Raw genomic sequence first — 12,909 nt, forward strand, 5'->3', positions numbered from 1 at the left:
TCTCTTAGTTCCCGGCATAGGGAAGTTCGAGCACGGAACCTTTGAAGGAAACGCCATGGACGTCTATTATCGCGCCCTCCACGGCCTCTCCCAGGTAATCCCGGTTGATGGAAAACTGGAGGTGCACTTCGACATAACCCACGGGCTGAACTACGTAACCTTCCTCGTCCACCGTGCACTCAGAGAACTCCTCGGGATGAGGACACTAACCAGCGAGACCCTCTTTAAAGCCTACAACTCCGACCCCTTTGTGCCAAAGCTCAGCTCTGAGCTCGGCATTAACGTCATCGAGGACGTCAAAGTTGAGCCGCATCCCTTAACCGAGGGGCTTCCAGCTCTCAACGAATACCTGGTTCCATACTTCATCGAGAAGAACGCCCTGGGAGAACTCAAAAGAAAGCTGAAGGCCTTCGAGCTTATAAAGTCTGAGAAGAGGAAGCTGGAGGCGTGGATAGGGTCGGTCGTCTTCGGCTTACCGCTCCTCTTCGCCGAGAACTTCCCCGAGACCGGGCCCATTGAAGAAGCGGTTGATGAGCTCATGAAGACCTGGGAAAGCTACGTCGAGGTCTCCAACAAATCCGTGAGGAGAAAGCTGGCCTTTGGCCGGGGTTTTGGCGTTCTGGTGAAGCTGGCCTTTCAGGCGAGGGCCCTGGAAAAATTCAAGCTTGGCCTTCCGCCGAGCCTCGACGACCTCTACAGAATCTCCGGCGGAGTCTTCAGGGGCGCCAACAGGGAGAGGGCAAATGTTGAACTTGGCAAAATAGAGGACAGGGCCATAGCCTACGCCCTGGCCAAACGCTTCCCGGACTGGATGCCTCTGAGGGACTTTCTGGGCTTTGAAAAAGCCAACGCTACGATAGTGCCGCGGAACTTTCTTGCGCATGCGGGCCTTGAGGCGAACGCAACCGAGGCTAGGATGGAGGGCTGGAACGTTAAAGACGCCGGGAGGGAGGCGAGAAAGCACACCTTCCTCAGGTATTCGCCAGAGGCAAAGAGGCGCGTCGAGGAGATAACGGCAAAGACCTTAGGAGGTGTCTGAATGCTAGATGCATGCCTGAAGAGGGCGAGCTCTTCCTCAAAAGCAGGGGCATAGAGGAGATCAGCGGGGATACGATAAGGCGGGCTTACCTGTGGCCGGTCGAGGAGATGAGCGGGCTTAGCGTTGGGGGTGGGGGGAGAGGCTGGATGACACCGTCTTCATAGTCGAGCACACCATTATCCAGAGGAGCTTGAGCCTCAAAGGGAAAAACCCGCCAAAACGGGCTTGCCTTATCCAGATTTGACCGCCGAAAAGGTTGAAGTCCTCTCAATCTTCCGGGCTTTTGAATTCACCGACTACTCCGAGAGCACCAGGGAAAGGCCTCCAAAGCTCTCTAGGAGGATAGGCGAGCTCTCAGGGGAAGACGCGGGAAACCTCCTAAAGCTCGGCCTCTATTCCTACGCCATTAAACTCATAAAAAACCGACCGCACCGCTGGGAGAATGTAAAGAAACGAGCTCTGGGGCTCACCACTCGTCGTCCTCTTCTTCCCAGTCCTCTTCTTCCCACTCCTCCTCGTCCCACTCCTCGTCCTCCCATTCCTCAAGCTCGAACTCCTCGTCGAGCTCTTCCTCCTCTTCGACCTTTTTCTTTTTAGGAGGTTCCATACTCCCACCGATAATGGTTGGGCTGGAGGGCCTATAAGTTTTATTCCTCCGGAAAGGTTTTTAACGAACCGGAGAACCCTCCAACCATGAGGGTGGCGATAGTAACGACCGACCCGAGGGTCTACTACAGGGCCACTAAGGTGCTGAAGGAGTACAGGATACCCTTTCTCAGCCTCCGGGTCGGCGAGAGGATTCCCTACGACGTTGAGGTCATCCTTACGGGTGAGAGGGATAAAGTGGAGTTCCCCGTGAAGGTCATCGTGAGGGACGAGAACTTCATAGACGAGCTCCTCGCGAGGCTAGAAGGCAGGGAGAGGTTTAGGAAGGTCTTCATAGCGATAGACCCCGGCGAGAGGCCGGGCCTGAGCGTTGTAGCCGATGGCAAGGTCGTTGAGGTTCATCAGCTCAAGAGCCCTAGGGACGTTGAGCCCGTCCTTAGCCTCCTTGAGAAATATCCTGGGGCGAGGATAAAGGTCGGCCACGGGGCGAAGAGGCAGAGGGTCATGATGCTCAAGGCCCTCGGAAGGCTCCTCGGCTACGACTACCCGATAATCGTGGTCAACGAGACAGGTACAACTCCCAAGGTCGGCGGGGTTGAGGGTTCGGCAGTGCTGGATATAGTCGCGTCCATAAACATCGGCCTCAGGCCCGGGAGAGAGGTTACGATAGGCGAGCTTCTGGAGGTTAAGGAGCCCACGAAGCGCGAGATAGAGGACATAAAGAGGAGGAGTCGTGAGCTGAGCGGAAACATCACGATAACCTCAAGGCTTGCCCGGGAAGTTGCTCTCGGCAACCTGACCCTTGAGGAGGCGATAGAACTTCACAGGAGGCGTTTAAGATGATATTTGGTAAGGATTCGGATGAGAAGGTTGAGGAGGTAAAGCTCCGCGTTGCAGAGGCCCTGAAGAGGGACGTGGGAAGGGGCATAGTGCGCTTCGACAAGAAGTACCAAAAAAAGCTGGGCGTCGAGCCGGGCGATATAGTGGCCCTGATAGGCGAAAGGACGACCGCCGCGATAGTGGCAAACCCCCATCCGGACGACAGGGGACTGGATATAATCAGGATGGACGGCTACACGAGGAGAAACGCTGGAGTAAGCATAGGCGACTACGTGACGGTCAGAAAGGCCGAGGTTCACGAGGCCAAGAAGGTCGTCTTAGCTCCGGCTCAGAAGGGCGTCTTCATCCAGATACCGGGGGATGTCGTGAAGGGCAACCTCCTCGGAAGGCCGGTGGTCAAGGGGGACCTCCTCGTTGCGAGCAGCAGGAGCGAGACCTACTACAGCTCACCCTTCGACGAGCTCTTCAGGGGGCTTTTTGAGGCCATGCCCTTCGGCTTCGGCGAACTCAAGTTCGTCGTTGTAAACACCGTCCCCAAGGGGATAGTCCAGATAACCTACAACACCGAGGTTGAGGTTCTCCCCCAGGCTGTGGAGGTGAGGGAGGAGAGCATACCGGAGGTCACCTACGAGGACATCGGTGGCCTCGACGAGGCCATCCAGAAAATCCGCGAGATGGTCGAGCTGCCCCTCAAGCACCCGGAGCTCTTCGAGAGGCTCGGAATTGAACCGCCGAAAGGAGTCCTCCTCTATGGCCCGCCGGGAACGGGTAAGACTTTACTCGCTAAGGCAGTAGCCAACGAGGCCAACGCCCATTTCATAGCGATAAACGGGCCGGAAATAATGAGCAAGTTCTACGGTGAGAGTGAGGAGCGCCTAAGGGAGATATTCAAAGAGGCTGAGGAGAACGCTCCGAGCATAATCTTCATCGACGAGATAGACGCGATAGCCCCCAAGAGAGAGGAAGTGGTTGGCGAGGTCGAGAAGAGGGTCGTTTCACAGCTCCTTACGCTGATGGACGGTCTCAAGAGCCGTGGAAAGGTCATAGTCATCGCCGCGACCAACAGGCCTGACGCGATTGATCCGGCATTGAGGAGGCCGGGAAGGTTTGACAGGGAGATCGAGGTCGGCGTCCCGGACAAGCAGGGAAGGAAGGAGATACTCCAGATACACACCAGAGGAATGCCCCTTGAACCGGACTACGATAAGGGCGAGGTATTGAGGATCCTCAGGGAGATGCGCGAGAAGGGCTCCTTCGATGCCAAGAGGATAGAAAAGCTCATGGAGCGGGTTGAGAAGGCCACCACCGAGGAGAAAATCAAGGAGATACTGAAGAGCGAGGGCGAGATATACGCTGAAGTTAGGAACAGGCTCATAGACAGAATGCTTGAGGAGCTGGCCGAGAAGACCCACGGCTTCGTGGGAGCTGACTTAGCGGCGCTCGCCAGGGAAGCGGCTATGGTCGTCCTCAGGAGGCTCATAAACGAGGGCAAGATAAACCCCGAGCAGGAGAAGATACCCCCAGAGGTTCTGAGCGAGCTCCGCGTCAGGAAGGAGGACTTCTACGAGGCGTTAAAGATGGTCGAGCCTTCAGCCCTCAGGGAAGTCCTCATAGAGGTTCCAAACGTCCACTGGGAAGACATAGGCGGACTAGAGAACGTAAAGCAGGAACTCAGGGAAGCAGTCGAATGGCCACTCAAGTACCCGAAGGCCTTCCAGAGGCTCGGCATCGAACCGCCGAGGGGTGTTCTCCTCTACGGGCCGCCGGGAACGGGTAAGACCTTACTAGCGAAGGCTGTTGCAACCGAGAGCGAGGCCAACTTCATAGGCATTAGAGGGCCGGAAGTACTGAGCAAGTGGGTTGGCGAGAGCGAGAAGAGGGTGAGGGAGATATTCAGGAAGGCTAGACAAGCTGCACCAACGGTGGTCTTCATCGACGAGATAGACGCGATAGCTCCCGCGAGGGGAATGGAGGGCGACCGCGTCACCGACAGGCTCATCAACCAGCTCCTCACCGAGATGGACGGAATCCAGGAGAACAGCGGTGTCGTCGTCATTGGAGCCACCAACAGGCCCGACATCATTGATCCGGCCTTGCTTAGACCCGGGCGCTTCGACAGGCTCATCCTCGTTCCAGCGCCCGATGAGAAGGCGAGACTTGAAATACTCAAAGTCCACACGAGGCGCGTCCCGCTGGCCGAGGATGTCAACCTCCGCGAGCTGGCGAAGAAGACAGAAGGCTACAGCGGTGCAGACCTTGAGGCCCTTGTAAGGGAGGCGGCGCTGAGGGCGATGAGGAGGGTCATGAGGGAACTGCCGAGGGAGCTCGTGGAAAGGGAGGACGAGAGGTTCCTGGAGAGGCTCAAGGTCTCAAGGAGGGACTTCGAGGAGGCCCTGAAGAAGGTTAAGCCGAGCATAACCCCCTACATGGTCGAATACTACAAGAACTTCGAGGAGAAGAGGGCCAAGAAGCCCGGCAGGGAGGGGGAGGAGTACTACACCTTCTGACCCTCTCTTTTTTTGGAAAAAGGTTTTATACGTTGACATCCAAGGGCCTACACGAACGAACAAGGGGTGGCGAAAATGGTCAAGATACTGGCCTCAAAACTTAGGGACGTGGAGCTGATAACAGATACCGGAATAAGGCTCGGATGGGTCTACGACCTGAGCTTCGACGAGGAGACCGGAGATATACTCGTTATAGTGGCTGAACCTGACGAGGATCTGGACACGAGCGAGTTTGTCACCGACAGCGAGGGGCTCCTCCTGATTCCGGTCAGCGCGGTAAAGAGCATCGGAGAGGTCATAATCATAGACTCCGCCAAGCTGGCGACCCGCTCCAAGATAAGGAAGAAGACCCCGCCACTGCCGAAGCCCGCACCCGAGAAGAAGTCTGAGAGGGAAGAAGGCCTCCCCAAGCCTAAGGAGATAAAGCTTGAGCTTTAATAGCCCTCGAAGAGCCTCTCGGCCAGAAACCTCGGAAGGCCTGCTTCAACTATCTTTCTGGCCGTTTCTTCCACGTCGTACTCGACCCGGTGGAAGTGAACGTTCTCCGGAGGTTCTTCAGTATCAATGAGCGCGTACGAGGCCCTCCAGTCGCCGTCCCTCGGCTGACCAACTGAGCCGGGGTTGATTATCCTCCTGCCATCTATGAGTCTCAGCATTGGCATGTGGGTGTGTCCCACGAGGAGGTCGTCCTGTCTCACGTAGCCGAGTACGCTTCTGAACTCGCTATCCGGAAGCCAGGGAAAGAGGTATTCATCGAGGGGTGCCCTCGGCGAGCCGTGTATCAGGAGATAGCTCCTTCCGGTGTCGTCGGTGAAGAGTTGCCTCACGGGAAGACGCCTTAGGAACTCAAGGTTTTCAACGCTCATAACCCTCTGGTGCCACCTGACCGCTTCCCTGGCGTAGGGGTTGAAGCCCCAGTCGAGGCCGAAAGCGACGGCGTTGTCGTGGTTTCCGCGAACGCAGAGGAAATCCCTCCGCTCCATCTCTCTCCTCACGAACTCGACGACTTCGTTTGGGTTGGGGCCGTAACCCACGAGGTCACCCATGCACAGGATTACGTCTGCTCGCTTAACCTCTCTCCACACCACCTTAAGGGCCTCAAGGTTCGAGTGGATGTCCGAGATGAGAGCGATGAACATGGGCATCACCGGATAAAAAATGGTGGTTGGGCTTATAGGCTATTTGGCCGAGTCTTCATATCTTCCACAGTCCCCAGGCGAGGAAGATGAGCCCCAGGAGCCCCGTGAGCATCGGAACGTCCCGGCTTTCCCTTTCAGCGGACGGGATTTCAACCGTGCAGTTGATGGTGAGGGTTAAGTCGCTGAAGGAGAAGCCCCTTCTCAGAACGAGCTTTTCCGGTCTCCATTCGACGGTTACCGCGTGGGCATCAAATGCCCCGCGTCCGAGTTTCAGACTTATCAGGTACCCTGTGACCCTGAAGCCCACGCCCCCTCGACAGCCCGTGCAGAAAGAGGCGAGCACTTTCTGGGGAGAGCCAGTAAAGGTTCTGTTTCCGGCAGAGGCTTTTGAGTCTGTAAAGAGGAAATCCATCCCCTTCTCGCCGAGAACCGAGAACGAACCCCGGGGACTGGTGGCGTTGAGACTGAAGCCCCTTGAGACGTTTATGGTGATTTCCTTCTTGAGAACGAACCTCCCGCCGGAGAAGTTAACTGGGGGCACGTGAAGGGCCATCGAATCCGAGTAAAAAACTCTGAAGCTGGCGTTTGCCGGGAGTTCGGGTATTAAAATCTTCCCGGTAACCTTACCCTTCGGGATGTAAACCCCACTCCTCTTCACGAGCTTCACATCGTTTCCGGCTAAACCCAGCTCCGGAAGGCTTGAATTGACATCCAGAGCGAGGAGCGAGCCATCTATGTGGGCACCGTTTTCGACAACCTTTGAGTGAAGGCCGAAGTACAGGCTCGGAGCCGGCATCGCTGAACTGCAGGCAGGCCTCTGGTTGATTTCGCTGTTCATTATCCCCGCGATGATGAGGAGCAGAACTCCGAGGATGAGGAAGGCCCTCTTCAAGCCTTTCACCCTTGAGAGTTGGAAAAAGAGTTATAAAAGCTTATCGGAAAGAGCTAAAAAGAGGTCACTCCTTCCTCTGCTTGGCCTTCCACCCGCTCCAGCGGTAGAGTGCAGCGAGGGCCTTTATGGCCCGGTCGGGCTCTGGATAAGCAGGAATGCCCTCCTCGTTGAGCCTGTCTATTGCCTCCTTGGCCTCTATGCCGCCGACGATGGCCACAACCAACGGCTTCTTCCTACCGCTCTCGTTGTACTCGCGTATCACTATGTCCGCTAACTCTCTCGGGTCAAGCACAGCCGTCTGGCAGTAGAGAACCGCTATGCTGTGCATGTTTGGATTCCTGAGGGCCTCTCTTACCGCTCCCTCGTAGCTCTCCGCCCCGGCCATTCCGGTCAGGTCAACGGGGTTCTTGTAGGAACCGAAGGGTGGCATGTAGTTGGAGAAGACCTTCAGCTCGTTGAGGTCGTCGTAGAGGTGCAGACCGCTTTCCTCAGCCGCGTCGGTTGCCATGACACCGATTCCACCGCCGTTGGTGATTATCACGAGGTTCTCGCCTTCTGGCTCGGGGAGGTTGCTGAGGGTTCTCGCGTAGTCGAAGGCTTCCCCGATGGTGTAGGCCCTTATTATCCCTGCCTGCTTGAATGCCGCGTCGTATATCCTGTCGCTTCCTGCCAGCGAACCGGTGTGAGAGGCTGCTGCCTTTGCACCGCGCTCACTCCTTCCGGCCTTGATGACCACTATCGGCTTGACCCTGCTGACCTTCTTGGCTGTCTCAAGGAAGCGCCTCCCGTCCTTTACTCCTTCCATGTAGATGAGTATGGCCTTCGTGTTCTCGTCCTCCTTGAAGAATTCGAGCAGATCAGCATCGTCGATGTCGCTCTTGTTCCCGACGCTGACGACTGCCGAAAGGCCCACCTTCTCAAGTATCGTCCACCCCATAAGGGCTATTCCAAGGGCTCCACTCTGGCTGATAAGGGCCAGCGGGCCGGGCAGGACATCGGTAGGACCGAAGGTCGCGTTGAGCTTTTCGGGTGTGTAAACAACGCCGAAGATGTTCGGGCCGAGGATTCTCATGCCGTACTTTCTGGCTGTTTCAACGAGCTGTTCCTCGACCTTCTTGCCCTCTGGGCCGAGCTCACCGAAGCCGGAACTTATAATCGGGAGGACTTTAACTCCCTTCTGACCGCATTCTTCGACGACCTGGGGGACGAACTTGGCCGGGACAACTATGACGGCCATGTCAACCTCGTCGGGAACGTCGAGGATGCTCCTGTAGGACTTGAAAACGCGGTTCCCTATCCTTATCTCGACGCCCTTGATGTTGACGGCGTATATCTTGCCCTCGTAGCCGTATTCCACGAGGTTCTTCATAATCGCGTATCCTATCTTACCCGGCTTTTCAGAGGCGCCTATGACGGCGATGCTCCTGGGCTTGAAAAGTGCCTCGATATTCGGGTCAACCATTTTTATCACCTCTGATGACATTTACACTTTTACGTCTGTAAAAGCCCGTTAAAACCTTTCCCCTCTCCTTTTGCCGATAAGAGACTCGACAGTCGTTAAAAACAGTTCGAAGGCTTCCCTTCAGGAATTTTGCTGGCGGACGATATCCTCGAAGTAGTTTCGTCCTTTCCGACCCTTTCGAAAAACTTTTTAGGTATTATCCCGCCCTAAAATGGGTGTGAAAATGGGGAAGAAGCAAAATGAGATGGGCTTCGTAGAGCAGGGGCTTATGAAGTGGCTCAACGTAATCTTCGATATTGTGGTGATAGCCCTCGCTACGATAACCATGGGCTACGTAGTTGTGATGCTCGTCCAGCTCGTCCAGATGGGCCTTCACGGCCTTAATGTCGAGGAGATCCTGCACCAGATAGTCCTGATAATTATCTTCCTTGAGATATTCGAACTCCTTGCCATGTACGTCAAGGAGCACCACGTGAGCATGAGGAACGTCGTTGAGCTCGGCGTCCTGGCGATGGTCAGGAAGATAATAATAACCCTCGACTACAATCAGCTCGGCTGGCAGACCCTCATCGGGATGTCGGCTCTGATATTCGTTATGGGCTGGATATACGTCCAGGAGAGACAGAGAAGAACTAAGCATGAGGAGTTCCTCATTCAGCACGGTCTCAGGGAAGAGTAGCCGATGAGGAGCCTTCCCCTCTCTGAGGTATGATGAGCAACCCGGTAGGCCGAGGCAAACCCTAAATACTCTTGCTCCCTCTTTTCTTTCAGGTGGTGCCGATGGGAGTGCAAATAGGCGAGCTCGTCCCGAGGAAGGAGATAGAGCTTGAGAACCTCTACGGAAAGAAGGTTGCCGTAGATGCCTTCAACGCCATGTACCAGTTCCTCTCAACGATAAGACAGCGCGATGGGACACCCCTCATGGACTCCCAGGGCAGGATAACCTCCCATCTAAGTGGCTTCTTCTACAGGACCATCAACCTGATGGAGGCGGGCATAAAACCCGCTTACGTCTTCGACGGCGAACCACCCGAGTTCAAGAAGAAGGAGCTTGAGAGGAGGAGGGAAGTCAGAGAGGAGGCCGAGGAGAAGTGGTATGAGGCCCTCGAAAGGGGCGAACTTGAGGAGGCCAAGAAGTACGCCATGAGGGCCACTCGCGTCAACGAGCAACTCGTAAACGATGCCAAGAGACTCCTTGAGCTGATGGGCATCCCAGTTGTCCAGGCGCCGAGCGAGGGGGAGGCTCAAGCTGCCTACATGGCCAGAAAGGGCGATGTTTACGCCTCGGCAAGTCAGGATTACGATTCGCTTCTCTTCGGTGCGCCAAGACTTGTAAGGAACCTCACGATAACCGGCAGGAGAAAGCTCCCTGGAAAGAACGTTTACGTTGAGGTGAAGCCCGAGCTGGTCGTCCTTGAGGAGGTTCTCAAAGAGCTCGGGGTAGACAGGGAGAAGCTGATAGAGCTGGCCATTCTCGTCGGGACTGACTACAACCCCGGCGGAATCAAGGGCATCGGGCCGAAGAAAGCTTTAACCATAGTTAAGCGCACGAAAGACCCGCTCAGGAAGTACCAGAAGGAGAGCGAGGTTGATCTGTACGCTATAAAAGAGTTCTTCCTCAACCCGCCGGTTACCGACGAGTATGAGCTCAAATGGCGCGAGCCGGATGAGGAGGGAATACTGAAGTTCCTCTGCGACGAGCACGACTTCAGCGAGGAGCGCGTTAAAAACGGCCTTGAAAGGCTGAAGAAGGCAGTAAAAGCGGGAAAGCAGAGAACCCTTGAGAGCTGGTTCATGAAGAGGTAATCAGACCGGAACCTTCAGGTTTAGTTTTTCCACGAGCTCTTTATACCTGTTCCTCACCGTTACCTCGGTGACGCGAGCCACTTCCGCAACTTCCCTCTGGGTTCTCTTCTCCCCCTCAAGGAGGCCGGCTATGTAGAGGGCAGCAGCCACCAGCCCTGCGGGGCTCTTTCCGCTCGTGAGGCCCTTCTGGTAGGCCTCTTCAAGTATCTCTATTGCCCTCCTCCTCACCCTCTCGCTCAGGTTCAGCTCGTCGGCGAACTTGTTGACATAGTCGGTCGGCTTGACGAAGAGCTTCTTCGGGGTGAGGTTGAGGTGCCTAGCTATGAAGCGGAAGCTCCTGCCGATTTCCTTCTTGTCAACCCTCGATATGTCGGCTATCTCGTCAAGCGTTCTCGGAACCTTTAGCAATCTGCACGCGGCGTAAACGCAGGCAGCTATGACCGCCTCGATGGAGCGCCCCCTTATCAGGCCTTTCCTAACGGCCTCACGGTAGAGCCTCGCTGCTTCCTCCTCGACGTGCCTCGGGAGGCTCAGCTGGCTGGCTATTCTGTCGAGCTCGCTCAGGGCGAAGGCGAGGTTCCTCTCTGCGGCGTCGCTGACTCTCAAACGGCTCTGCCACTTTCTAAGCCTGTACATCTTCTCCCTCATCAAACCGGTGAGGGAACGGTCTATGCCTATATCGGTTGAGAGACCCTTGTCGTGGAGCAGTATGCTCTCGGGAGCACCGGTTCTTGCGCGCCTCTCACGCTGGCTCGGGTCGAAGGCCCTCCACTCGGGCCCCTCATCCACAACGTTCTCCTCAATAACGTAACCACACCTGGCACAAACTATCTCGCCCCTGCTGGGGTCGTATATGAACTCGGTAGAACCACACACGGGACAGACTCTCTTCCCGCTCACTCAAACACCCCCGGCCGGCGGGCTATTTAGTAACCCCCTTATAAACCTTAACTTTCGGGAAGACCTGGCGGATCAGCCAGAGGAGGTCATCTCTCTTGAAGGTTATCCTCTCAAGAACGCGGACGTCCCAGTCCTCTTCAACAATGTTGGCGTAAATCCACAGGTAGACGGGGTCATCATCGCTCCCCACATGCCTGTTCCGGTAAAGGATGTCGGCTGTTCCGTCATCGTTCTTCTTGACAGAGATGACCTTCCAGGTGTCGAGACTGACCTCTCCCTTATCATGGAGGATGCGTATTACCTCCCGGGCGTCCATCGGGTTATCCCTACCACTTTATCCTGAACTCTTTCCTCGTCCTCGCGTCTATCTGGGCGAGAATCCTCTTCAGCTTCTCGTCGTCTATTGGTTCCCTTATCTGGCCAGCCTGGTAGAGCTGGACGAGGACGAGCTCGACCTGTCTCGCGAGTTCGGGCTTAACGAGCTTCACCCTTCCGAGCCTCTCCCTCGCCTCTGGCGTCAGAATTCTCCTCATTATGGCGTTGAGCTGGGCTTCAAGCTCCATCTCCCTCTTCATGGCCTCCTCCTGCGCTTTCTGCTGTTCGAGGTACTTCTTCTGGAGCTCCATGAGCTTGCGCTTCCTGATTTCCTCTATGTCCTCCGCCATTCTCTCACCCCCATTTCAAAACTCTTGGAAATGGTTAAAAAGGTATCCTCTGGATGATGGAGAAAAGTAGGAGCTCAGTACTTCTTGAGCTCCGGAATCTGCTCCTCAAGCTCCTTCTTGAGCTCTGTGGCTATTTTGTCGAGGAAGCTCTGGCCCTTCGGGGTTACTATCCTCCCTTCTCCCGGAACCTTCTGGACGAAGCCGGCCTTTTCGAGCTGCTGGAGGGCCTTCCTTATGATGCTTCCTCCGGCCTTGTAGAAGTGCTCGGGGGCGTGCCCGCGGTTCTTCCTTCCGCCGTACCAAGTCCTAAGCCTCTCGATTCCGACCGGCCCGTCGATGTAGACCTTTCTAAGTATGCTCGCAACGCGGTAGTACCACCAGTCCTCCTGCTCTGGAAGCCTCTCCTTGTGCCTTCCGGTCTTTACAAAAGCCGCCCACTCCGGGGGCTTTATCTCCTCAACCTCCTTGAGGGCCTGTGCGACCCTCTCTACGAGCAAATCACCGGGAACGTCGTAGACCGTCGCCATTCCTCAATCCCTCCCTTTCCTAAACTTCTTCCTGAAGTTAGCGATATCGAGCCTGACTTTACGGACGGGCTTTTCCTCCCGTCTGGCCCGGCCCTTTCTTTCAAGGCGCCTTAAATACCTTTCCCAGCCTTCCCTCGGTTTGAACAATATAAACCTTTTGCCCCTCACATCTATGAGCTCGCTGTCCGTCATTTCCGCGACCTTCTCGGCTATGGCTTTCCTGTCCATCCCCGTTGAGATGAGCGCGCCTTTTCTGATCTCGACTTTGAGGACCCCATCCTTTTCAAGCTGGGTGTTTATCTCCTCTATAACGCTCTCGGCAAGTCCCTTTTTCCCTATCCACGCACGCGGTTCTATGTCGTAATATCTCGCGCGGAGTGACCTTCTCACCTTTCCGGGCAACCTCTTCATACTCTCTCACCTAATTTCCGGGCGGGCAAGGGGCTTATAAAGGTTGGCCTAAGCCCGTACTTCTTCGCCAGCTTCCCGGGTGTAAACCTTGGGGGCCAGCCAAATGGCAAGGGTC

At 55.7% G+C, this 12,909-nt stretch carries 16 protein-coding genes; 7 read left to right on the top strand and 9 right to left on the bottom strand.

The annotated features are described in order from the left end of the window. Window positions 1-1,039 (top strand): CRISPR-associated CARF protein Csx1 (csx1, locus tag MVC73_RS05795; protein WP_297508183.1); only part of this gene is annotated, 1,039 nt, incomplete at its 5' end. Between the two features lie 11 nt (window positions 1,040-1,050). After that, on the top strand, window positions 1,051-1,203 hold the full coding sequence (locus MVC73_RS05800; RefSeq protein WP_297508187.1) for a hypothetical protein: 153 nt from the start codon (window positions 1,051-1,053) through the stop codon (window positions 1,201-1,203). Between the two features lie 302 nt (window positions 1,204-1,505). Here MVC73_RS05800 and MVC73_RS05805 read toward each other — a convergent pair whose 3' ends face one another. Beyond that, window positions 1,506-1,646 carry a hypothetical protein gene (locus MVC73_RS05805; RefSeq protein ID WP_297508191.1) on the bottom strand — a complete coding sequence of 47 codons (141 nt, stop codon included), beginning with the start codon at window positions 1,644-1,646 and terminating at the stop codon, window positions 1,506-1,508. Window positions 1,647-1,732: 86 nt separating this feature from the next. Here MVC73_RS05805 and MVC73_RS05810 point away from each other — a divergent pair, with 86 nt between their 5' ends. The 3 genes from MVC73_RS05810 (at window position 1,733) to MVC73_RS05820 (ending at window position 5,430) form a co-directional block, all read left to right on the top strand. Beyond that, the gene (locus MVC73_RS05810; protein ID WP_297508194.1) at window positions 1,733-2,488 is read left to right on the top strand and encodes a hypothetical protein; all 756 of its coding nucleotides are present in this window, start codon (window positions 1,733-1,735) and stop codon (window positions 2,486-2,488) included. Continuing rightward, complete coding sequence (locus tag MVC73_RS05815; RefSeq protein ID WP_297508197.1) at window positions 2,485-4,992, top strand: CDC48 family AAA ATPase; 2,508 nt, start codon at window positions 2,485-2,487, stop codon at window positions 4,990-4,992. Before MVC73_RS05810 ends, MVC73_RS05815 begins: the two co-directional genes overlap by 4 nt. A 75-nt stretch (window positions 4,993-5,067) precedes the next feature. Next, window positions 5,068-5,430, top strand: a complete 363-nt coding sequence (locus MVC73_RS05820) for a PRC-barrel domain-containing protein (RefSeq protein WP_297508200.1) — start codon at window positions 5,068-5,070, stop codon at window positions 5,428-5,430. Here MVC73_RS05820 and MVC73_RS05825 read toward each other — a convergent pair. The 3 genes from MVC73_RS05825 to acs are packed head-to-tail and all read right to left on the bottom strand — an operon-like array spanning window position 5,427 to window position 8,485. Then, window positions 5,427-6,131 carry a metallophosphoesterase family protein gene (locus tag MVC73_RS05825; protein WP_297508284.1) on the bottom strand — a complete coding sequence of 235 codons (705 nt, stop codon included), beginning with the start codon at window positions 6,129-6,131 and terminating at the stop codon, window positions 5,427-5,429. The genes MVC73_RS05820 and MVC73_RS05825 overlap by 4 nt on opposite strands. Window positions 6,132-6,186: 55 nt before the next feature. Beyond that, window positions 6,187-7,032, bottom strand: a complete 846-nt coding sequence (locus MVC73_RS05830; RefSeq protein ID WP_297508203.1) for a hypothetical protein — start codon at window positions 7,030-7,032, stop codon at window positions 6,187-6,189. A 55-nt stretch (window positions 7,033-7,087) separates the two neighbouring features. After that, the gene (gene acs, locus MVC73_RS05835) at window positions 7,088-8,485 is read right to left on the bottom strand and encodes an acetate--CoA ligase alpha subunit (protein WP_297508206.1); all 1,398 of its coding nucleotides are present in this window, start codon (window positions 8,483-8,485) and stop codon (window positions 7,088-7,090) included. Window positions 8,486-8,708: 223 nt separating this feature from the next. Between acs and MVC73_RS05840 the strand changes: the two genes are divergently transcribed. After that, on the top strand, window positions 8,709-9,164 hold the full coding sequence (locus MVC73_RS05840) for a phosphate-starvation-inducible PsiE family protein (protein ID WP_297508287.1): 456 nt from the start codon (window positions 8,709-8,711) through the stop codon (window positions 9,162-9,164). 101 nt (window positions 9,165-9,265) lie between these two features. After that, window positions 9,266-10,291, top strand: coding sequence for a flap endonuclease-1 (fen, locus tag MVC73_RS05845; RefSeq protein WP_297508208.1), 1,026 nt, complete (start codon window positions 9,266-9,268; stop codon window positions 10,289-10,291). Here fen and MVC73_RS05850 read toward each other — a convergent pair whose 3' ends face one another. The 5 genes from MVC73_RS05850 to MVC73_RS05870 form a co-directional block, all read right to left on the bottom strand. Further along, entirely contained in the window at window positions 10,292-11,191 is a 900-nt protein-coding gene (locus MVC73_RS05850; RefSeq protein WP_297508211.1) for a transcription initiation factor IIB, read from the bottom strand. Window positions 11,192-11,213: 22 nt separating this feature from the next. Then, window positions 11,214-11,507 (bottom strand): hypothetical protein, encoded by a 294-nt coding sequence (locus MVC73_RS05855; protein WP_297508214.1) that lies wholly within the window; start codon window positions 11,505-11,507, stop codon window positions 11,214-11,216. Between the two features lie 10 nt (window positions 11,508-11,517). After that, window positions 11,518-11,856 carry a DNA-binding protein gene (locus MVC73_RS05860; protein ID WP_297508217.1) on the bottom strand — a complete coding sequence of 113 codons (339 nt, stop codon included), beginning with the start codon at window positions 11,854-11,856 and terminating at the stop codon, window positions 11,518-11,520. A 74-nt stretch (window positions 11,857-11,930) separates the two neighbouring features. Continuing rightward, window positions 11,931-12,383 carry a 30S ribosomal protein S19e gene (locus tag MVC73_RS05865; protein WP_297508220.1) on the bottom strand — a complete coding sequence of 151 codons (453 nt, stop codon included), beginning with the start codon at window positions 12,381-12,383 and terminating at the stop codon, window positions 11,931-11,933. Window positions 12,384-12,386: 3 nt separating this feature from the next. Next, entirely contained in the window at window positions 12,387-12,794 is a 408-nt protein-coding gene (locus tag MVC73_RS05870; RefSeq protein ID WP_297508223.1) for a YhbY family RNA-binding protein, read from the bottom strand. Window positions 12,795-12,909 lie beyond the last annotated feature (115 nt).

Origin of the sequence: Thermococcus sp., from assembly GCF_027052235.1 — an archaeon.
Taxonomy (GTDB): Archaea; Methanobacteriota_B; Thermococci; order Thermococcales; family Thermococcaceae; genus Thermococcus.